The organism is Variovorax pasteuri (assembly GCF_051216435.1).
Taxonomy (GTDB): domain Bacteria; phylum Pseudomonadota; class Gammaproteobacteria; order Burkholderiales; family Burkholderiaceae_C; genus Variovorax.
Genome location: NZ_JBPJZS010000009.1, coordinates 255,131 through 275,704, shown reverse-complemented (window position 1 = coordinate 275,704; position 20,574 = coordinate 255,131). Strand labels below are relative to the sequence as shown.

The window sequence follows — 20,574 nt, the reverse complement described above, 5'->3', positions numbered from 1 at the left end:
CTTGCTCGCGCGACTCGCCTTGGATGAATCGCTTCATGGGGCACCTCGCTCAGAACGGGTGCACCAATTTTAATTTTGGAAGAGCGGAACTGGCAGTCTTTTCACACAGCCTCGGCCAATACCGGCCATCCAAGCGGACGCCTCGCCGCGCCGCTCAGTTTCAACGTCAGGACTTACAAATGCCGCGCCTTCACAGATTCGTCGCGCTCCTGACCCTAGTCGCCGTTAGCCCGTTCTCTCCGCAGAGTACCGCAAGTTCGGTAGCGGAGAAGTTCCGGATACATAACGTGGCTGCGCTAATTCCGCCGGCAAGAATGCCGACAGAGGTGCAGTTGGAAATGCTCAAACAATGCAGGTCGACGAGTGTCGATCCCGCAAATTTACTTCAAATTTCTAGCAGCGATAAAAAGCTTTTGCAAGGGCGTGACTCGCTAAGGTTCTTCGCGAACGGTGCTCCGCAGGTCGCACTGGCTTGGTATCCAGCAGCCCTGTTGGATCCCACTGGAAGACACGCCGAACCAGGAGTGACAGCATCCGTAGCCGACACATTTGCCATCTGTTTTCTAAAAAAAGGCTACAGGTATGGAACATATCAGCAAAAAATAGTTTTTCCATGAGGCTTGCTCGGCCAGAAGTAAACGTTCGAAACTACGCAGAATCTCTTCTTGTTTCCTTTTGCTGAGCTTTTCATCATGAAACATGACTGGTCAACGGCCGTCGACACAGGATCTTTCATGGTGTGTGAACCCAAGTATCTCTTCGCACCCGTAAGTGATGGAGCGGCGCAAGGCTCTCGAAAGGCTATTGAACGAAAACGGCACCTGGGACGACGTAGAACTCAGCACCTGGTTCGGGTGACGGCCACAGCCAGTCAGTCGCACCGTAACGCAAAATTCGGCCACCAGCAGCCCTTGGCGTTGCACTGGACCGGCTTGGCCGGCCAATGAAATTTTTTGTTTAGCGTGCGATGTTGTCAATAACCTATGAAGCAGTCTCAGAAAACACTTCAGGCGCTTCTGTCTTTTCTCCTGATAGCCGGGTGCACCGACAACATTGAGAAATTGAAGCTAAGTAAAGAAGATAGGGAGCGAATTCTCCTCTTGCAAAATCCCTTTGGAGGCAATCTCGTCCGACTAAATACGGCCGGGAAAGGCGAGTCTATTTTGATAGGTCTGAAAGATTGCAAGGTCTACCGCGCCGAACCTGAGCAAGGGGTAGTTACCGAGTGGGTTCATGTACCGGAAGTCGCTGAGTTCTACCCTCTCCCGTCGGCGTGCAGCCGCGAGAATGTGGAATATGATGGCGAATACGTAAAAATAGAGTTCTGCAAAACGCCAATTGCTGCAGGTGGAGGGTGCGCGGGTGGAATTAGTCCTCACCGAAGTAGGAACGGCAAAGATTGGGAGGTCCGCACCGAAAAAGGCAAATGGAAACCGTTAGACAAGCTGCCTTAGATAAGGTCTCATATGCGCGCCTCCAGGATCGCATGAACTCGCGTGAGCGAAGATTCAGGAGACAGGACTGCAGTCGCCCGAGCGTGATAGCAAGTGGTTCGATGAACGTCCGTTTTCGTCGGGCAGCAATTTCCGCCTAGGGCCCTTAGCAGCGAGCCGAATGTTTTCCCCGCCACCGGAAATAATCTTCTTGAATCCGCTTCCACCAGACAAAAAATCCTTGTCGACTGAAATCGGCATTTGTTCTGTGAGCATCCTCGGGTTTTCGAAAAGACTTTCCGTCAGTAACAAGTTAAGATTAGAACACTATCAATATTGGATTCAAGCATGGCAAATGAGATGGACATTACCAAACTAAGTTACGCCGAGCTGCAAAAACTGATTCAAGAAGCTGAAGCGGCACGCGACGCCAAGCGCGGTGAAGAACTAAAGGTGATTGTTGATGCGTGTGCGAAGAAGCTTCAGGCCGCGGGCTTCAGTATCAAGGAAGGTTTAGCTGAGCTAGCGAACTACGACACGTCCACGCGAAAGCGCGCCTTGCGCGGCAGCGTTGTAAAGGTTGAGAAGGCTTATCAGGACGGCGTTGTATACCGCGGGCCTAGCGGCGAAGAATGGACCGGTGGAACCAAGGGCCGTCAGCCAGCGTGGCTGCGCGAACTGACGGCAGGCTTTGAGGGAGATGCGCTGGCCAACAAGTTTGCCGGACTGGCGGTCAGGTAGCTTATAAGAAAAGGCATCGGTCGAAATCGTGGGTTATGGCGAGCGCTGACCACTAACCTGCGAGCAACGAGCTCACTAAGCGCTCAACTCGCCGACCTCTCGAGCTCCTTGCTGGCGTTCGGCCGTACTCGGCCAAGAGCGGTCGGTCGCGGCGCCGACATAATTTGGCCAAGAACTGGTGTTGGAGGCAGAAACCCATGCATGAAGGAAGTGATGTGTCGGACTCGGCGATTCCTGATGTGTTGAAGCACGCGCTTGCTCGAAGCGTTTCAAAGAATGGTGACTTCTTCTTGGCTCAGTCGGAGCTGGCTTCACTTGCCGGCCGACTTGGTGACGCGGAGGTCGTTTCCCTATATGAATTCATCCGCGACACGAGCATGCGCTTGGAACTGGAATGGCGCCCGGAGTTTGTGGCGGCATTCCCGCTCCAACGGGGCATCCTTCCCACCCCTCTCATATGACCGCCTTGCTGAGCCACTTCACCAGCAGTCGGCCACAACCAGCCCATCGTGAAATCCCATGAAACGTAACGCTGCGCCCCCGCCGTTCTTCGGAAGTTGCCTATGTGGCGCGGTGAAGTACGAAGTTCGCTCCGAAATCAAGGCGGTCTCGCACTGCCACTGCAGCATGTGTCGGAAGGCCCATGGCGCAGCCTTTGGCACGTACGGCAGCGTGCCGGTGAGCGACTTCGCCATCGCTCACGGCGCTGACGTTCTACGCGGCCGAAGTTCGTCGCCCGGGGTATCCCGGACGTTTTGCTCTATGTGCGGCTCCCCTTTGACGTGGCACAGTATTCACGGCGACACAGCTTCCTGGATTTCTTTTTCCCTGGGAACGCTTGACACGCCGTTTACCCCACTGAAGCAGCGACACGTTCACCTGGCGTCGAAGGCTCCTTGGCACGCGGCCGATGATGAGCTGTCGCAGCTGCCGTGACCGAAATCGGCCGAGGCTGTGTGAAAACGCTGGTGTTGCGTCCTTCGCGTGAATGTCGACCTCTCAGATCGCGCCAGGATCGACGATCAAGGCTTCGGGAATGGTTTGGGTACCCTCGAAAACACGCCCTTCGAGCGTTTTCACATAGCCTCGGCCGACTTCAGTCCGTCTTGGCGTGCATCCGCAGCACTGCAAGCTTCAGTCGTTCGATTAGCCTCGCCCAAGTCAATTCATTCTTTGCAATGCGCATCGTGTGTCCAGCAGGATTGAAACTAAAGGATTGAGAGTCGCCACCGAGAGACCGCTCCTGGCCGACAGCCGAAGTCTAGCCCGCCGGCCGGGGTGCTATCGCTTCGTCAAGATGGGATGGCTGTTTGCTTACTGGCAACGGAAGCCCACCCACGTCAAAGTAGCAGGTCGCGTCGGGCTAAGCTGCCGCGGGCATTTAGGCGCAGGATCGGACGTTCGAATCTGCACTGAGCTCACCGCACTTGAGAGGCCCTGACCATGAAGCTGATGACAGTCGAGATGACTCACGAGAGCGGCATTGACATCGTGAGTTGGTCTACCAGCGGAGAGATCCCACCGGCCGAAACCTTCGACCGACTCATCCGCGTCCTGGCAGAAACCAGGAAGACGATGGAGCCGGCTTTTCCTGAGACGCTGCCCGTGCTCATCAAGGCCCCGCCACAGGTCGATGGGGCCGCTTGGCAGTGGTCGATTCAGCCCGATGGCAGCTTGGTTCTGAACCTCCGTCACCCCGGGCTTGGCTGGCTCGGCTTCCGAATGCCGGACGTGGATCTCTTTCACGAGAACCTGACGAACGTGATTGACCAACGAAACGCGCTACGCGACGAACTTGCACCTCCGTCCGGCTGAGTCGACCATCATGACTTGGCCGCTGCTACGCGAGCGATGCAGTCCATCTGCTCGCATTGTTTGCGCGCTATTTCAACCGCAGCCAACAGCTGGGCAGTTCTTACTGGGTCCAACCGCCCGCCCCTTGTGACTCGGCTGACGTCTTGCAGGGCAGACTTCACAGCAACCACCCAAGCCGCTAACCTCGGTTGCATCGATGGGCTAGATGGAATACTCGAGATCGATGATCAAGCTTGGATCGAACTCTTTGTTCTCGATCCTGCCGCTCCAGTTCACGTAGCCGCGCGGGTTGGAAACGACTCGACAAGAACGGACTCGATAGTCGAACTGTTGATGCGTGTGACCATGCACCCAGAGCACTGGTGCGTCGAAGAACGTATCCGGAAGCTCGTTCACGAACGCACCCGAAGCCCAGTCATCGGCGTAGCGCTCTGCAAGCGATCCGCGATGAGGTGCATGGTGCGTCGCGACCACCGTCGGTCCGATGAACGGTTCCGAAAGCTTGTCGCGCAACCAGGCGCGCTGCGCCTGATGAATCCGAAGCGTGTCCGCCGCCTGGAGCTTTCTTCCCTGTTTGTAGCGCCAAGTATCGGGCTCCGCCGACTCGTCGACCGTGCGGATCAGTGCGTAGTCGTTCAGCAGGTTGGTCGCCATCTTCATGGCACGCCGGACATCACTGACCAGCCCTTCGGGCGTCTCGATGGCGAGCGCGAAGTCGGTCCACAACGTTGCACCGAGGAAGCGTACGCCATCGATCGCCAACTCGTCACCGTCGAGTAGATGGACATTGGTTCCTTCGGCTTCGCGGCGCGCTTCGGCCAGTGTCTTGTCCAAGCGGCCATCGTAGTACTCGTGATTCCCCAACAGGTACACCACAGGCTTGCCGCGAAAGCGATCCGCCGCCCACTGGACGGCGCGTTTGGCCGGCGAATGGATGTCTCCGGCGAGGATGACGACATCGAATTCGAGATCAGGCACTGGCTCGAAGGGCGCGAACTCTAGGTGGAGATCGGAGAGGATCAGCACTTTCATCGGAGCTCTCCTTCAAAGCGAGTGCGAAGCTCGGTGCTGGCCTTGTCGTCGAAGCCGGTGAACGAGCCGCACACCACCAGATGGTCCTTGCAATGATTGAACTGCCAATAGGCGTCGTCGAGTGCGACCCACGGCTCGTCAACCCCATCATGGATCTGGAGCCAGGCGAGGATCTCTCCTTCACGTTTACTGTACGGCGGCGGAAGGCCAAAGCCCGAATGTGGCGTGGCTCCGAGGATGCGGGCTCTGATGTCGCTGGAGAACGGCTTCAGCAAGGTCTTGTAGAGAAGCTGCTCGCGCCAGGATGAACTGATCACGATCTTCACGAACGGGAACTCGCGCAACAACGCCTCCAAGCGTGGCAGGAAGCAGAAGTCGACGCCACCGTTGAGGATGTGATCCTCCCCCTCCGGATGCAGCACGCCGTCGAAGTCGAGGAACAGGATCACTCCACACCTCTCGATCCATGCCCATCCAGCGGCCGTGCCAGGTGCGAGTCCACGCCGATGCCGGAGGCCCAGGACGACGCTGCGATCCTCATACGACACCGCCGTGTTGAATCGCGTTGAGCATCGAGCGCACTCTTTCCGAGCCGCCGGCAGCGGCGAACGCTGTTGGCGTTTGGCCATCGAGCCATTCGTGTGGCTTGTTCAGCCAGGCTTGGGCCGCTGCGCCGAACACCTGAGTCGCGAGGTCGGGCACGTCTTGCAGAGGCCCTCCCGGCCCAGGCTCATCGCGCGGCCACGCCAGGTGCGAGCCCATGTCGACCCCGAAGGCGCGAAACGGCGCCGCGTTGGCCATTAAGCCCTCGTCGACATAGTCGATGCACCGGTGGTGGTGGCCGTGAACCACCAGCTGGACACCGAGCTTCTCGGCGAGCTCGTCGATCACCTGCCAGCCGTGCGGGTGCGCTGCCGGCGCTTCGTGCGCCACCAGGATGCCTACTTCGACCATTCGAATGGTGAGTGGGATGCGGCAGACGTGGTGAGATCTGTGCGAACCGAGTTGCGGATCGGTTGGACAGCGGACAAGTTGGCCGAGAGGGACGGTTCCATGTTGGCTGTGGACATGGTTGAGATGATGCTCGATGCCTTCAGTCGCGCGTCGACGAGCCGGCGGCCATAGTTCAGAGCCGACTGCGATTCTTCGCTCTACCGTCTGGCGAAGATTTTTCCGATATCTCAGCGTGTGAGTATCAGATTCAAAAGGGAAGATGGAATGCTGCAACAGGCAGATCTAGAAGACGCGATCGACACGTACGAGGAAACCACCAAGCTGGCGATAGAGGCAGCCAAGTCAATCACTCTTGCGCTACCCGTGGTCATCTGATTTCGCACTTCGAAACTCGATGAGGTAGCCGTATCGGAATTGCTGAAGAAAGTGCCTGTCCCCCTCGAGGGGGAAAGACAAAAAAGAAGCGAGGCTTCGTCTATGTTTTTCGGGCGGCTGAGCAATACGCCATTGCCTGCACGGACAGGGGCTTACGCTCAAGTCGCTGTTGCGCACGCTCCATCTACACGACGGCGACCTGGTGGCTGACAAGGTCCGAAAGCACGCGAGCTCGTTGCAACCGATGCGCTCGCCGTCGCTGCGGCCATCGCGCCTGAAGGCGACTCACGCGCGCGCCTGCGCTTCGAGCGGTTCGCGTAGGGCGAGAGCTGCAACGATTCGCATGTGCGCGACGAATCCGATTTCACGCCCAGCTTGCAGCCGGCGCGACGCAGGCGGCTGCACCTACGCGAATCGGGCGACGTCGGCGACGACGCCTTCCATTAACTGGAGAAAGCTCTCGACCGGATGGAAGAGTCGGACCCGCTGCAGGCGGCGAACGCGGACAAGACTTGAGCACCAGCGGCTTGCCCGAACCGATTCAAGTCAGTCGAACTTCAATTCCACATTGAGCACCAGCCTCGAACCAAGATCAATCGCAGCAGTTGCGTCCACACGGTTGACGAATGCATCGAGCGGCCGATCATCGATCACGGTACCACTCGCGTCCTGGACGCGCAACGTGATCCGGCCCGCCTGGGTTTCATCGAACACCCACTCGAGACTCGCCTTGCCACCGCTCACGGTCTCGGTGCGGGGAGCTAGGATGGCGTTGTCCGCGACGTCGCCGTCATAGAAAGACCATGTGAGGCCGAGCATTGCCCGGGCGGCAAGGGTGTCGTCGGGGAAGCGGAGTGTCGTCCCGGCCCGAATCGCGCCTTTGGGGTTGGTCGTTGCCATGGAATCCTCATTCGATGATCTTGAATGCATCGCCGTCGTTGTTGGGCGTTCCCGCCCCATTCTTGTAGCGGATCAGCCTTTGGCTCACGGGGTGCCCTGTCCACTGGTCGTAGACGTTAAGTCCTGCCGCCTGCTTGTCCTTCAGGATTGCGGCGTGCGAGCGTCCGTCGGTGTGATTGCCATAGGTGCCATCGTCATCGAACGTCGCGATGGCCGTCCCGGTGGCCGGGCTCGCGGTCTTCACGACGTCGCCCGCAGACCAGGCACTTGTCGCCGGAGCACCCGAGGCCTCCTTCACATAGGCCACGCACTGACCGTTGCCTACGACCTTTCCGACGTACGACGCTGGGTTTGCCGCAATGTATGCCATATCGGAAATCCCCTTTCAGTTAAGAGATACCAGGCGATGATGCGCTCACCGCGCAACGCCACCCTCCCAGAACCTTATTCACTTTGACAGCGGGATTACCCGACGTTCGATGTCTGCCGCTTGCACGCGCAATTCACCGCCGGTAAGCTGACCCTGCGAGTTGAAGAGGGAACTGGGCGCGCGGCATGCTTCCTTCGGCGCCCCAACAAAACAGGGGTTCCGGATTCGGCTGGAACTCTGCCGGCAGATTAGCCGGCATGCCAGGAGGGATCCAATGAGTAACAAGGGTGCAACCCCGGTCGGGTCTCGTGCGCGTCTTGACATTGCGGCGCTGATGCGCGAACACCGGCGAGTTGACGTCGCCAACCCCGTTACAACTGCTTCGGGGCCAGCGATGACCCGGCGCCAATGGGTGCAGTTCGGCGCCGCGGCAACCGCTCTGCCCTTTGCACCGATGGCTGCCGGTGAAAGTCACGGCGGCTTGAACGTGACGCTCGACATGGGCACGCTCACCGTTGCACGGGGTGCCGCAATTCTCTGGTCACTTGATGCCTCCTGGCTTGTCGGCCCCGGCCGGCTTGAGGCGCGGCGCGATGGCAACGACTGGATCGTCTCTCTCCAATCTGCGTTTCTTCCCGCAACGAGGGTTCCCGCGGATTTCACTCTGCGACTGGCTGATTCGCCGCGAGGCGCCGTGGGCGTGTTGCGCCACGCGCTGGCCGCGTCCCCGGTGACGTTCAACTTTGAGAAGTGGGCTGCGGGCCGCACCGGGTTGGAATTCGCGCCACGTCGTACTGTTGCCAACTTTGGGCCGCTCTCGCTCTCGGGGATCGGGCGCGTCGCACTGATGCCGGACTTGACGCTGGCCTTGCATCCCAAAGCGGGCGCACTGACCGCCCGTTCCCGGGCGTTGTCGGGCGCGGTCGACTCATGCTCCATTTCAGGACGCCTCGGCGCAGCGTGGATGGCCGGCGATTCGACTCGCTCAAGCCGGATCGACCTCTGCGCCGAGGCGGACAGCATCGCGATGCGGCCCCCCCGCTTGTCGAATGCGCCGCAGTTTGGAGCGCAGCCCGTGCAGATCCAGCAGGCATGGCTGGAACTCGCGGAAGACGGCGCGGGCACGTCGCAGGCCGTCACCGGTGCGACGCACGTGCCGCAACTCACACTCGTGCAGCACCTCGGGCAAGACGCCGGCAGGGTCACCATGCGCGTGCGCGATGCCACGCTGGCTTTCAATACCGCCAGACAGCAAATCATCACCGGACGGGTCGCACAGACCGCCACCGTGGACCGTCAGGCGGTTCTGGAGGGCGTGCTGAACGAGGAGTTCGTCCTCGACTCAGACGGCCGGCGCTGCAGGGTGAATTGCGAATTCGAGTGGCTCCATGCAGCTTTCGCGCACGAGCACGGGGTGCATGCGGTGCTGCGACCGAGCGTGGGGCATGAGGCGCCGGGCCCCCGCCCGGCCTTCGAGGGCGTGCTGGACAATGCGCCCTGGCGCATCGACCGCATTCCGCTCGACGACATGGAACTCGAGTTCATGCGGCCTGAGGACCATTTGTGGCTGCGTTATCGCTTCAGAGGCTTCGAGCTGCGCCGCGGGTTCACTGAACTGAAAGTCATGCGCACGGGCGCGGACGCGCGCATCTGGCTTGTGCTGCCGCCGCAGTCGATTTCGGAAGAGGCGTTCTTTCGTGCCCCGGCGCAGACGGAGCTTCCCGTCGATCTGACGGCCGATGTTAGGACCGAGAATAGTCGCGGCATTCCGTTCGCTTCCCAGGAAGACCAGAAGCGCAAGCATGGACAGCGCGACGATCGGGCCCTTGCGGCGAGCCGATTCCGCGACGCGAGGGACAACGGCAATGAGGACATCCCGCAGGACCGGCCGGTCCGCGCGCGCGTCGCGGGCGAGTCGCGGTTCTGCTTCGAGCCGGCCGCGGGCGCGGTACGCGAATTTCCCGTGCGCATCGATGCGCTACTCGACACGAAACGCTGGCGCATCGTTGTAGCGCAGTCGGCCGCGAGTTCGCTCGAAGCCTGGCGTTACGCGACGAGGAGCAGGAACTTCCCGGCACCGCCATCGGCCGGGGAGTTGGCCGAGGCCACGCTGCTTGAGATCCCCTGGCGCCTGCACATTTCGCCATCGGAGCGCACATTCGTCGACCATGGACCGGTCGCCCTGCATGCAGGCGAGTTTCACCCGGTGTTCCAGCTCAAGCCGCGCGACCCCGACGCGACTGCACTTCAATTGCGCGCGATTCACTCGCCCGACCACTCGGAGTCGGATTCGCCGCCACTGCACTACGGCTCAACAGCCTCTGGGCCCGAAGTGGAAGACCGCCGGCAAAGCCTGGACGAGAACGACCGCTTCCAGCTGGTGGACCTCACAGGCCGGTGGGGCCGGCAGGCTTTGCTCGGCTCGGATCAGGTGCGGCTCACCCCGGGCCTCGATTGCGATCCGCCTCGCTTCGGGATCTTCGAGCCGCGGCCTTTCCACGCCAGCCTCTTCCGGCTGTCCGCGCTCGGCGCGAGCATGCGATCGAAGGGGCTATGGGACCCGCCGTACTTTCGCGGACGGCGGCAACGCTGCGACGAGACCGACGGCGGCTATGCACTGAGCATCCAAGCGTGGGACCACTCCTCCACGTTCTCGCGCAGCCACTTCGACAGGGTTGTCTACAAAGGCTACCTCATGCCCTACGGGCACCAAGCGGTGCTGATCAAGATCACCGCCCGGGGCGCCGAGTTGGTGGGGGGGCGCGGCAGCGTGGCCGCGAACCTGCAGCGTTACTTCATCCGCGTGGTCAAGCCACGACTGGATTTCCCGCTGCCCGGTCAGCCGCCCGAAAGCGCCAACGCATTTCCCCAGCCAGCGTCGGTGGAGATCCTGCTCGACGGCGAACTGCAGATCCAGGACCCGAAGGGACTGCAACTCGGCGGGTTTGGCCCGTCCGCCTTCGTGATCCGCACCGCGCCGGGCACCGCGCCACACGGATTCACGGTTCGGCTCCACCGCAAGACGCTTGCAACAACGGCGCTTGCCTTCGTCGACAACACCGTCGTGCACGCCAGCGCGATGCTCAGGAAGGTAGTGGACGACTTTCATCTGCTGCCACCGGACGTGTTCCGTCAGGCCGATGTGGACGGCGGCGATGTGCAGTACGCCCCAAGCCTCAAGCGCGGCGACACGAGTTGGCCGACCCAGGTGATGCAGCACGAAGTCACCGTCAACTGGCCGCTGGTGAACTCAGTGCTGCTGGAGACCGCCTCTCAGCCGCCCTTCTACCCGGTCGTTGCAAAGGCACGCGTGGTTGTGCGCTCGATTGGTGTGCAGACCGGCGCTGGCGCGAAGGGTGTCGATCCCGTCTGGGTGACTTACGACAACCTCTACAAGCGGGCTGCCTTCGAGGCCGCGGCGAACGGCCCGGAAATCTACCTGAAGTTGCTTGAGGGCCGGCCGTTGAACTTCAAGGGCAAATCCGATCGTGCGGGCGGCGTGGCCAACCCGGACATGACGGCCCGGGGCCTCACGCGAAAGACCGGCGTTGTCGCCTACACCGGTGACAACGTCTCCCCGCCGTCGCAACGCCGCCGACAACTTGCATTGCGCCAGCCCACCGATGTGGGGACGTTCAGGGGGGCAAGTCGTCTGGCCACACTCGAAAGCAATCTCGCGTTCGACGGTTCCGCGAAGATCATGGGCGCCATTCCGCTGTCCGCGTTGCTCGAGCCGCTCGGGCTCGAAGAAGTGCCCAAGCTGCTCGAGGAACTTGAATACCGGGTCGACGCCGCTGGCGACGAACTTGTCCAGAAGTCCGCGAAGGTCCTGGCTGCGGCTGAGGCGGGGCTGGATGAAGTCATCAGCGCGTGGAACGAGCCTTGCGCGCCGTCGGCCTCCGGTGGCTGGTGCGCCTCGCAGGCGTACAAGGATCTGTCGACCGCACTCACCGGCCTGCGCGCAAGCGTCGTCAGTGCAAGGGCTGCCGCGGACGCGGGGAATGCGGCGGGCCTGCTCGCGTTGTTGCCTGGCATCGGTAAGAGCGTGAACGGGCTTGTGGACAAGTTGAAGGACATCGCTGCCCGGCCTGAAGTGCTGATGCAGGACCTGCTGCTGTCGCCGGAGTTCCAGGGCTTTGCCAGTTGGGTCGCGCAGACATACGCCGCGAGCAACCTCCAGGGCGTGCACCGTGTGATCAACCAGGCACTCGCCGCGCACGCCGAAGTCCAGCGTCTGGTCAAAAAGGCGAACGACTACCAAGTCGCCGCGAAGGAACTTGTCGCCGACCTGCGCACCCGCGCATACCAGACGGTCGCCGAAGTCCGAAGCACGGCCGTTACGCTCGCCGCCGATCTCGAGAAGCTCGCGAAGCAGTCCGCGCAAGACGCCATTGACGACATCGCCGGCCGGCTGCTAGCGTCGTGCAGCAGCCTGCTCGTGCGTGCCGGGCACCTCTACGACGCGTATATGGCGTTGGCCGACCAACTGCGCGCTGCGGCCACGCAATATCCGCAGCTCGTCGCGGCGCTCGCGACGCAGGTCACTGCCACGCGCGATGCTCTGCGTACGCAGCTCGACCCAGCGAAGTCCGTCTGGCTGGCGCGCGTGGGAGGGTTCGAGCAAAAGCTCCTCCGGATCTGCCAAGAACCCGGCCACGTGGAGGGTGCCACTCTGCTGCGGCGCATCGAGCCCGACCTTCGCGCGGTCCGCGATGTTTACATGGCCGTGAGCGACACGCTCGGCACCAACAAGCCGCTCGACGGGTTGATCCTGATCAACCTCGCCGCCGAGTTCATGCGGCATGCCGTCAACGCCGTCGCGGTAGCTGAGGACTACGCATCCGGCAGCGAACTCGGCAACGATGCACGAACATGGGTCGAGGAGCGCATCGCTCTCGTCACGGGCGAAGTCGAGGCAATCGCCGGCACGATCATGACGGACGTCCTCGCGAACATCAATTCGCAGCTCAGTGCGCTGAAAGCGGCAGCCAAGAATCTTGTCGATGCCATCCGCACGGACGCAGCCCTTGGCCAGCCACGGGTGGTGGAGTTCCTCGATTCGCTTGTGCAACTGCGCGCACAGCCCGCGCCTTTGCTGCGCCAGCCCGCAGTGGCAGCCTTGGTGCGCGACGAGCTCGACCGGGTGCTGCAGGCGGCAGGCCTTCCCGCGTGCGCCTTCCAAGGAGGCCTGGCGCAATGCGTCGCTGACTGGGGTTTCTACGACGACCTGTTCGCCGCTGTCCTCAAGGTCGCGCAGGAAATCTGGCGTGAACTCAAACCGGTCATCGCGAGGATTCATGGCGTGACGGCACAGGCGTGGTGGACGAACTTCAGGAATAGTCCGATCGCGAAGTCAGCTTTTGGCCCGGACTTCGCCCCCGATCTCGAGAAACTCGACCGGGACCTCGGCACCATCGTGGCCGTTGCGGACATGCTCGACATTGCGGGCCTCGCAACCCTGATCACGCAACTGCCCGCGCTGACCGACCGCCTGAAGAAGGTCACCTCGCAGGTTTCCGCGACGCAGGTGCTGAAGAACCTGCAAAGCGCGGTGCTCGACCTAGCGCGCGACAAGCTCGTAGACCTCGCATCGCGCTTTGTCCCGGCGAAGATCGCCACCTCGTACACGCTCGATCGCGACATCAACAAGGAATATGCGGGCATCTTCCTGCCCGGCGTGGGCGCGGGCACGTGCAATATCCCGTGCGACCCGTACACCGCCCACCTGCGCATCGTCACCTCCGTCGATGCCGACCTGCTCGAAGGCACGTCAAAGTTCGCGCTCGACGGCGAACTCACGTCGTTCTCCGTCAACATCTTTGGCCTGATCAAGCTTCCTGTGGGCCGCGTGAAATTCCACGCCAGCACGACCGACGGATTCCACCTCGAACGGCCGGAGTTCTGCGCGCCCTCGCTCGATGGCGGGCCGCTGAAATTCCTCGAGGGCATGATGAAGCTGATCGGCGGCGGCGGCGGGTTCTTCCTTCAGCCGGTGCCCAACGGAATCCGTGCCGGCTTTGGCTTCCAGAAAGACATCATCCAAGTCGGCGGCATGACTATCCAGAACTTCGACTTCGAAGTGGCGATGCTGCTCCCCTTCGATGACCGCGCGGCCGAAGTCTCGTGCGCAGTCGCGCGGCGCTACAAGCCGATGCTGATCAGCATCGGGCCTTACGGCGGCGGCGGTTTCTTCGAGATGGTGATGGCTATGGACCGCCTCGTCTCGATCTCCGCGTCGTTCGAATTTGGCCTAGTCGGCGCATTCAAGCTGGCCATGATCGAAGGCACTGGGCGCATCACCGTGGGCCTGTACTACCGGCAGTCCGGCGAAGGAAGCACGCTCGAAGGATTTTTCTACGCGGGCGGCGAGGCGACGGTGCTGGGCATCGTCAGCATCTCGGCGGAACTCGTCGTGCGCCTTGTCTACGAAAACGGCAGCGCACGTGGCGACGGCCGATTCGGCGTGCGCGTGGGCTGCGGTCCTTTCGGCTGGACGCTGAATTATTCGGTTAGCCACAGCCAGGGCGGGGGGGGCGGTGGAGCCAAGCTAACGCGAACGCTCGCGGCATCGGCCGGCGAGGCGCCGCGAGGTGAAGCGTACGACGACGACGCAAGCTTGATGGATGCAGATATCTGGCGCCAATACCAGGAGGCCTTCGAAGCATGAGCAACGCACACGAAAAACTCTTCGAACTCACCGCGCTGCCCAAAGGCATCACCGGCGGCATGCTGACCGTCACGCTGTTCTTTGCGCCGAACGCGAGGACATTGAATTGGCGGCGCGACAACCTCGCGGCACTGTTGCAACGAGGCGGCAAGGTGCAACTCCGCACGTACGTCGGCGCTGCACAGCTGCCCCTGGCGCCAGCGGTCGCCGCCCCAGCCGAATTAGGGCAACTGCTGCAGCCTGCCCTGTGGGAGGCGCTTTTTGCCGGCGTGGCGCTAACGCCGCCGGTCGCTGAAGCCGGTGGCCCCGCGCCGCAGCGGCTCTACTTTTCGTCGGCGGCCGCGAGGCTCGCAGTCAGCGGGTTTGCCGCGAGCAGCGCTGAACTCGCTAACAAGGCGCGCGCGAAAACTGCCCAGCGACTTGGACGTCACTTGCGAACCGTCCCATCCGCGCTCGACCTGCTGGCAGGCACCTCGGATAAGGGCATGCACGATGGCCGGGTGGGCGATGACTTCCGCGACGTGCACTCGCATTTCCTGCGCCCCGGCCGAACGCTGGCGCAGGTCTCCGAAGACTTGCAGCCGCTGCGCCCCCGGATGGCCACGCTGCAAGACCGGCACTTGCTAGCGCTGATGGCTGGCTACACATCCAACGTGGCCGAACGCGTGCTCGGACCTAATCACATCACGCGGCATTTAGGCTTGAATGCGGACGGGATCAACTTGCTGCGCAAGAGCCTAGCTGGGTTGCAGTCGGCCGACGACCACGACGTGAAGGCGTTCGGCGGCCGCGTCGGGCTGTTGGATGCATGGTCACGATCTGCACTCGCGACGGCACCCTACTGTCCCGCTGCAGGCAAGAGCGCGACGGAGGCCCACGATGTTACGGACCAGGCAAGTCTTGAAAACCGGCTTGCAGCCATCGCGCAGGAGTTCGGCCTGCTGCCTTTCCTCGGCCTCGTGGTCGACATGGAGGTTCCGCTCGAAAGCCTGGGCCCGCGCACGCTCGTAGAGCAGGCACTGGCAAGTGGCACAGCATTCGTCAGTGCCGAATGGGCCGGGCTCGAAGACAAGGTGCATTCCTGCCGCACGGCGATCGGCCGGGACGGCCAGCCGCGCGCACGTCGCGGCGAACTGAGAGCCTATGTGCGGGACGGCCGGGCAGACCTGAGGGATGCGAGGCTCAGCAACCTTGAGACGCACGGCAACGTCGAGAACACGGTGTCAGCGACCATGCACTCGCTGGCGGCTGCCGATGGTTTTGTGCGCGGTGACGCGGCGGCGCAAGCACAGCAGCAGATCGCGGTCCTGCGTTCGGGGCCAATGACAGTGCAGCACCATTTCTTCCGCAAGTTCTTCGATGAGGTCACAGCGGTCGATCCGCCCGATACGGAGAGGTACCTGGAGCACCTGGTGATCGGCGTGCGTCCCGACGTGCGTGTCCATCGGCCCGGCAAAGAAGCGCCATGGCGCGCTCTGATGGATCGGGAGATCACGTACCACGACATCCCGCAGGTCGCGACCGGCCTGGAACTGCGCCACCCGACGGCGGGAACCCGCGCGGAAGGGTATGTGCCTCTCGCACGGCATTCCCACGCCGGTTCCGCCGACAGTCCGTCGATCGTGGTGGACGACACCGTGTTTGAATGGAACGGCTGGAATGCCGGTGTACCGTTCCCGAGCCGCATCAACAAGGAAAGGGCTCCCCTTGTTCAGAAGACGATTCGCGCGAGGAAACACGCCAACCCGCGGTTTCGCTACGGCAGTGGCGTGGAAGTCTCGGCGCGCGTGGTACTGCGGGACGGGTCTTCAATCTCAGGCGGACCGGACGACGATGCCGGTGCGCTAGTTGGCTCGCGCCAACTCGACCCGAACCTTCCAGGCAACGGCTTTACCTTGCTGCGCTACGAACCGCTGCGCGCGCCACTGGCACTGCTCACCGACAACTTCGCCCTCTCGGGCCTTGGCAAGATGCAGACGGCCACACAGGTGGTTCTCGCGCAGCCACAATGGGGTTGTGGCGCGGGCTGCTTCCGCACATCGCGCTACCTGCTGGCCGGCGAGGTGCATGACCTCATTGAGCTCGACAAGCTGGGCGCGTTCGACGCGGGCGCACGGCCGACCGACACGGCATTCGGCTACTTCGAACGTGACGCCAAAGGTGCCTTCCCGGCCGTTGATGCCGGCTCCGGTCCGCAAACGGTCGTCCGGTCGCGTCCCGACGCCGCGTGCTCATCCGTGCCCTATCACCCTGACCCCATGGTGAGACGGCTGCGTCTCGTGATTGCTAGGCAGCATTCAGGCGGCGATCTCGTGAGCGTCACTGGGCCACGCGCGAGCGTGGAACACAGGCACGAGTTGTATGCGCACGGCGCGCGGTGGCCGCATGCGCGCCCATTGCGCGTGGATTTTGTTGCTGCCCATCCGGCGTCCGCGCCGCCGGGTATCCGCCCGATCGGTGTATTGCCCTTCGAGAACGCCATCGAGATCGTCGTGCCCACCGGAGAGAACTTCGAGGTGCTGGTCTTTCCCGAAGGCGACGACGACGACCTGATGGCGAGGCAGTACGGACGCAACAGCGGAATGCCGCTTGATTCGCCCTATGTTTGCGAGATGCTCCAGCTCCATGTGAAGAACCTGGCCGCCCAGCCGCGGTCTCCGCAGCTAGAGGAGTTCGCGCGGGCGGACCGTGATCCAGGCGAGCACGTGGGCAAACTGGACGTTGTGGCGCACGTCGATGCAGGTGCCACTGCGGTACTCGAACTGGTGGCTTCATGGGTGGACCCGGGCGACAACCCCGCGATGGGCAAACTCCGGCACGGCAGCCTGCCGCCGGTGGACCGGCGCGGCGAGTTGGTCGTCGCCGACCTCTCCGCGCAATTGCGCGCCCAGGTCGATGACATGATTCGTGACGGCTTGCCCATCGACCGGGGGCTCGTGCGCGTGGAGTTCAACAATGTGCTGCACGACATGCGCGACAACCATCGCCGCGCGGTCACCTACTTCCTGCGCGCGCAAGCCGCGGCCACGCTTGGCCGCCGCGCCAGTGCGCCCGTCACAAGCAACCCGCAAGCCGTGGACTGGCTCGCGACGCGCCGCCCGGCCCCACCTCTCTTCCACAACATCGCGCCTGCGTTCAGGTTCCGAAGGAGCCGCGAGCTTGGGGTGTCAACCAGCGTGCGCGAGCAGGCCATCAGCGTATTTTTCGGGCGCGATTGGGGAACCTCAGGCCCCGGCGAACTCGTGGGCATCGTCTGCCAAATGCCCGGGCGTCCGGCCGGAAAGGCCGTCTCCCAATGGGGAACAGACCCGACGCGCATGACCGGTGTGATCGACCGCGTGAACATGGTCGCGTCGGACTTCATCTCATCGCCGCATTCCGTCGCGGATGATCTCGCGCATGCTGCTGCAGCTAACGGCATCACGCTTTACCAGCCAACGTATGACGAGGACGAGGACGCTTGGCGCGTGGACCTGCGCTTGAACACGTGGTGGCCGGCCATGGCGTTCCATGGCCGGTCGCTCACATCTGGCGATCCGCCTCCGGGGCACGTTCCGTTGCAGGTAGCGCAGCCGATGCTACGACTCGTCGCCACGCGCTACCAGCCGCACGCCATCGAGGACGAGCACGCGTCGGATCTTGTTCTCCTCGACTACATGCAACTACCGTCACAACGTGCGGCCACGGCCATGATGCGTGACGGTGGAGACAGCGTGACCGTGACCGTCTACGGCCCGATGGGTACCGGCTCCGAACAAGGGGGCAGACCCGAACTGCGATGCAGCTTGGTGGTCGGCGAGGTTTCGGGGCGAGGCGCGCTCGTGTGGCGCGACGCGCAAGTTGCGGCGATCCTTGCTCCTGTCGGCGAACGGGGCCAGGTGGAAGATGGCCGCACGGCCCTGCGCTGGACCGCGGAACTGCCGCTCCCGATTACGCTGCGAAAAATGCGCGTGGGCCTGCGGCTCTCCGAACACACCGTCTACCTCGTGGACAAGATCGGCAACGACAAGGCCGATGGACCGCCGATGTACCAGGAGGTGATAGAGCTGCGGCTGGTCGATGGCCCGCTGCCTGGCGGTCCTTCCTAAATCCGCAACCTGAAAGGACAACGACATGGTCACTGCAAAGCGCCGAGCCTCCACCCCTGCCGCGAGCAAGAGGGACGCAATGCCGGGCGGTGCCAAGAAACTGCTTTCCGATGTGCTCGACTTGATGGCCGAGCCGCAGTCGGCGGAAAGCTCTTCCCTGTTGATTGCCGCTGAGTGCAACATTCCCTATTTCAGCTTGACAAGAAGATGTACAGAGCCTGAGGCATCGGGTAACTCCTTCACCTCGAGGTATTCCTGGTTGCGAACGAGATCGCTGAGTCTTCGGAATCCGTAGTTTCGAGCGTCGAATGAAGTGTTGTTCTTGCCGACATACCCACCCACTGCCGCCAGCGAAGCCCAGCCGGTATCGCGTGTGGTTTCCTTGATCGCCCCTACGAGAAGCACTTTGAGGTCCGGGACGCCCGCGACCTGAACAGGAGCTGCTGATTCCAAAGGCTTTCTCAGAACCTCGAAAAATATGAACTTATCGCATGCGGCAATGAACGGCTCAGGTGTCTTGCGCTCGCCAAGGCCGTAGACCACCTTCCCCGCCTCGCGCATGCGCGTTGCCAACCGAGTGAAATCGCTGTCGCTTGATACGATGCAGAAGCCGTCCACGTTGCCGGCATACAGCAGGTCCATCGCGTCGATGATGAAGGCAGAGTCCGTGGAGTTCTTGCCCTGCGTGTACGCGAACTGCTGGATAGGCTGAATTGCATGGCGATGCAGGTGTGCCTTCCAGCCGGTTAGATTGGCGGTCGTCCAGTCACCGTACGCTCGCTTGACCGTGGCCGTTCCATACTTTGCGACTTCCTCAAGCAATTCCTGCACGACTGAAGAGGATGCGTTGTCCGCGTCGATCAGTACCGCCAGGCGGGTGGAATCTGTATTTGCCAAGGCAGTCCTCCTGTTGGAACAATGTGTCGCATACCGAATGGCCCAGATACTGACACACAGGCATGACGAAGACGCTGACTCGAACGGAACTATACGAACTTGTTTGGACCCGTCCCCGTTCGACACTTGCCAAGGATTTGGGTATATCTGACGTTGCAATCGGAAAGCTCTGTGTTCGATCTCACATTCCAGGGCCACCGCCAGGGTACTGGGCCAGGAAGGCGGCGGGTAAGGCCGGACGGCGCCCTCCATTGCCGATACGCCTTCCCGGCCACTCGATCGAAGTCACCTTCGGAGATCGCGGCTATGGCAGCTGGCCAGTGGGTGAGGATCTGAACCAGTCCATTGCCGCCCCAGAATTTGCAGAACAGATAGACGAGCAGGTAGCTGCCGCGATGAAGATCATCGGCAAGGTGGTTGCATGTCGAGATCTGTCGAGCCCTCATAGCGCGCTGAAGCGCGTACTTGATGCCGAAGCCAGGCGTCGTCAAAAGGCCCAGGAACGAGGGTGGACCTTTGACAAGCCGCGCTTCGATGGCCCGCAGCACCAACGTCAACTGAAGATCTTCAACAGTATTGCCCGTGCGTTGGCGCCTGTGACGACTGGATTGGACGTTTTAAGCCAAGACGAATGGATCCAAGGGGTTGGGACCCTTCATTTCTTGAAGATGAATCTGCATTTTGGGGGAGCCCGCCTGGGACTTTTAATCATCGAACCCGACGTCTCGAACCACCATAGGAGAGCTCTGAAATCCAAAAAAGTCGATGCAACGACGCTCAGGCTCGGGGCCGAATCGGGTCCGCTTGATGCTCTTGAATGGACAGACAAGCCGGGCGAAAAGCTGGAGAGTCAACTACCGACCATCATTCAGGGGCTGCTCGTGCGAGCCGAGTTGTCCATGCGGACCTATGCCCAGTTCGCACATGAGCACAGGGTCAAGCGACGCATCGAGATTGCGAAGGAACAAGAGGCTGCGGAGCGAGCAAGAGAAACCAAACGCTTGGAAGAGATTGCGGCGCACCGACAGAAAGCTCGGGAGCACATCATCAACTTGGGCAAGCAGCGCAGAGCCGCGCTGGATATTCGAGAGATGGTTGGTGTGCTTTCGGCTCATCCAGAGCTGGGGCCTGAGGGGAATCCGCAGTTCGACGACTGGGTCCGCCTTGCATTGGACGTCGCCGATGAGCTCGACCCAATGAAGCGTCCGCTGCAAGCGCTTATCTCTGACGCCGGAGCTGTTCCGGCAGGCTAGGGGACTGTCGCCAATATTGTTAGCCATCTCGCTCGGACGATGTGACGAC

15 protein-coding genes are annotated in these 20,574 nt (G+C 61.9%); 9 read left to right on the top strand and 6 right to left on the bottom strand.

The window, feature by feature from the left end; translation table 11 throughout:
- From ACSFBM_RS27935 to ACSFBM_RS27910, 6 genes are all read left to right on the top strand, one after another.
- On the top strand, nt 1-617 hold a 617-nt coding region (locus ACSFBM_RS27935), incomplete at its 5' end, for a hypothetical protein (protein WP_435487307.1).
- Nucleotides 618-983: 366 nt separating this feature from the next.
- Nucleotides 984-1,454, top strand: a complete 471-nt coding sequence (locus ACSFBM_RS27930) for a hypothetical protein (RefSeq protein WP_435487306.1) — start codon at nt 984-986, stop codon at nt 1,452-1,454.
- A gap of 339 nt (nt 1,455-1,793) precedes the next feature.
- The gene (locus ACSFBM_RS27925) at nt 1,794-2,174 is read left to right on the top strand and encodes an H-NS family nucleoid-associated regulatory protein (protein ID WP_177206711.1); all 381 of its coding nucleotides are present in this window, start codon (nt 1,794-1,796) and stop codon (nt 2,172-2,174) included.
- A gap of 197 nt (nt 2,175-2,371) precedes the next feature.
- Complete coding sequence (locus ACSFBM_RS27920; RefSeq protein ID WP_435487305.1) at nt 2,372-2,635, top strand: hypothetical protein; 264 nt, start codon at nt 2,372-2,374, stop codon at nt 2,633-2,635.
- Nucleotides 2,636-2,693: 58 nt separating this feature from the next.
- Nucleotides 2,694-3,110, top strand: coding sequence for a GFA family protein (locus ACSFBM_RS27915; protein WP_435487304.1), 417 nt, complete (start codon nt 2,694-2,696; stop codon nt 3,108-3,110).
- Between the two features lie 507 nt (nt 3,111-3,617).
- Complete coding sequence (locus ACSFBM_RS27910) at nt 3,618-3,989, top strand: hypothetical protein (RefSeq protein ID WP_435487303.1); 372 nt, start codon at nt 3,618-3,620, stop codon at nt 3,987-3,989.
- A 201-nt stretch (nt 3,990-4,190) separates the two neighbouring features.
- On the opposite strand, the gene ACSFBM_RS27905 is transcribed toward ACSFBM_RS27910, so the two are convergent.
- The 5 genes from ACSFBM_RS27905 to ACSFBM_RS27885 all read right to left on the bottom strand — a co-directional run bounded on the left by ACSFBM_RS27905 (nt 4,191) and on the right by ACSFBM_RS27885 (nt 7,620).
- Nucleotides 4,191-5,021, bottom strand: a complete 831-nt coding sequence (locus ACSFBM_RS27905; RefSeq protein WP_435487302.1) for a metallophosphoesterase — start codon at nt 5,019-5,021, stop codon at nt 4,191-4,193.
- Nucleotides 5,018-5,470, bottom strand: coding sequence for an HAD domain-containing protein (locus tag ACSFBM_RS27900; RefSeq protein ID WP_435487301.1), 453 nt, complete (start codon nt 5,468-5,470; stop codon nt 5,018-5,020). The genes ACSFBM_RS27905 and ACSFBM_RS27900 overlap by 4 nt, the downstream gene beginning before the upstream one ends.
- Nucleotides 5,471-5,558: 88 nt before the next feature.
- Nucleotides 5,559-5,975: an antitoxin Xre/MbcA/ParS toxin-binding domain-containing protein gene (locus ACSFBM_RS27895; RefSeq protein WP_435487300.1), complete on the bottom strand. Its 417-nt coding sequence runs from the start codon at nt 5,973-5,975 to the stop codon at nt 5,559-5,561.
- 921 nt (nt 5,976-6,896) lie between these two features.
- Nucleotides 6,897-7,250, bottom strand: a complete 354-nt coding sequence (locus ACSFBM_RS27890) for a hypothetical protein (protein ID WP_435487299.1) — start codon at nt 7,248-7,250, stop codon at nt 6,897-6,899.
- A 7-nt stretch (nt 7,251-7,257) separates the two neighbouring features.
- Nucleotides 7,258-7,620, bottom strand: coding sequence for a BPSL0067 family protein (locus tag ACSFBM_RS27885; protein WP_435487298.1), 363 nt, complete (start codon nt 7,618-7,620; stop codon nt 7,258-7,260).
- Nucleotides 7,621-8,014: 394 nt separating this feature from the next.
- Between ACSFBM_RS27885 and ACSFBM_RS27880 the strand changes: the two genes are divergently transcribed.
- Together ACSFBM_RS27880 and ACSFBM_RS27875 are read left to right on the top strand one after the other, a co-directional pair.
- Nucleotides 8,015-14,287 (top strand): hypothetical protein, encoded by a 6,273-nt coding sequence (locus tag ACSFBM_RS27880; RefSeq protein WP_435487297.1) that lies wholly within the window; start codon nt 8,015-8,017, stop codon nt 14,285-14,287.
- Nucleotides 14,284-18,375, top strand: coding sequence for a hypothetical protein (locus tag ACSFBM_RS27875; protein WP_435487296.1), 4,092 nt, complete (start codon nt 14,284-14,286; stop codon nt 18,373-18,375). Before ACSFBM_RS27880 ends, ACSFBM_RS27875 begins: the two co-directional genes overlap by 4 nt.
- 186 nt (nt 18,376-18,561) lie before the next feature.
- Here ACSFBM_RS27875 and ACSFBM_RS27870 read toward each other — a convergent pair whose 3' ends face one another.
- Nucleotides 18,562-19,272 carry an NYN domain-containing protein gene (locus tag ACSFBM_RS27870; protein ID WP_435487295.1) on the bottom strand — a complete coding sequence of 237 codons (711 nt, stop codon included), beginning with the start codon at nt 19,270-19,272 and terminating at the stop codon, nt 18,562-18,564.
- Nucleotides 19,273-19,334: 62 nt separating this feature from the next.
- Between ACSFBM_RS27870 and ACSFBM_RS27865 the strand changes: the two genes are divergently transcribed.
- Nucleotides 19,335-20,525, top strand: coding sequence for a hypothetical protein (locus ACSFBM_RS27865; protein ID WP_435487294.1), 1,191 nt, complete (start codon nt 19,335-19,337; stop codon nt 20,523-20,525).
- The last annotated feature ends 49 nt before the right edge of the window (nt 20,526-20,574 follow it).

Bases quoted from the DNA above. Each gene is read 5' to 3' on its own strand.
- ACSFBM_RS27905 (WP_435487302.1), bottom strand. From the start codon at position 5,021: ATGAAAGTGCTGATCCTCTCCGATCTCCACCTAGAGTTCGCGCCCTTC.
- ACSFBM_RS27885 (WP_435487298.1), bottom strand. From the start codon at position 7,620: ATGGCATACATTGCGGCAAACCCAGCGTCGTACGTCGGAAAGGTCGTA.
- ACSFBM_RS27925 (WP_177206711.1), top strand. From the start codon at position 1,794: ATGGACATTACCAAACTAAGTTACGCCGAGCTGCAAAAACTGATTCAA.
- ACSFBM_RS27880 (WP_435487297.1), top strand. From the start codon at position 8,015: ATGACCCGGCGCCAATGGGTGCAGTTCGGCGCCGCGGCAACCGCTCTG.
- ACSFBM_RS27890 (WP_435487299.1), bottom strand. From the start codon at position 7,250: ATGGCAACGACCAACCCCAAAGGCGCGATTCGGGCCGGGACGACACTC.
- ACSFBM_RS27930 (WP_435487306.1), top strand. From the start codon at position 984: ATGAAGCAGTCTCAGAAAACACTTCAGGCGCTTCTGTCTTTTCTCCTG.
- ACSFBM_RS27920 (WP_435487305.1), top strand. From the start codon at position 2,372: ATGCATGAAGGAAGTGATGTGTCGGACTCGGCGATTCCTGATGTGTTG.
- ACSFBM_RS27910 (WP_435487303.1), top strand. From the start codon at position 3,618: ATGAAGCTGATGACAGTCGAGATGACTCACGAGAGCGGCATTGACATC.
- ACSFBM_RS27875 (WP_435487296.1), top strand. From the start codon at position 14,284: ATGAGCAACGCACACGAAAAACTCTTCGAACTCACCGCGCTGCCCAAA.
- ACSFBM_RS27915 (WP_435487304.1), top strand. From the start codon at position 2,694: ATGAAACGTAACGCTGCGCCCCCGCCGTTCTTCGGAAGTTGCCTATGT.
- ACSFBM_RS27895 (WP_435487300.1), bottom strand. From the start codon at position 5,975: ATGGTCGAAGTAGGCATCCTGGTGGCGCACGAAGCGCCGGCAGCGCAC.
- ACSFBM_RS27865 (WP_435487294.1), top strand. From the start codon at position 19,335: ATGACGAAGACGCTGACTCGAACGGAACTATACGAACTTGTTTGGACC.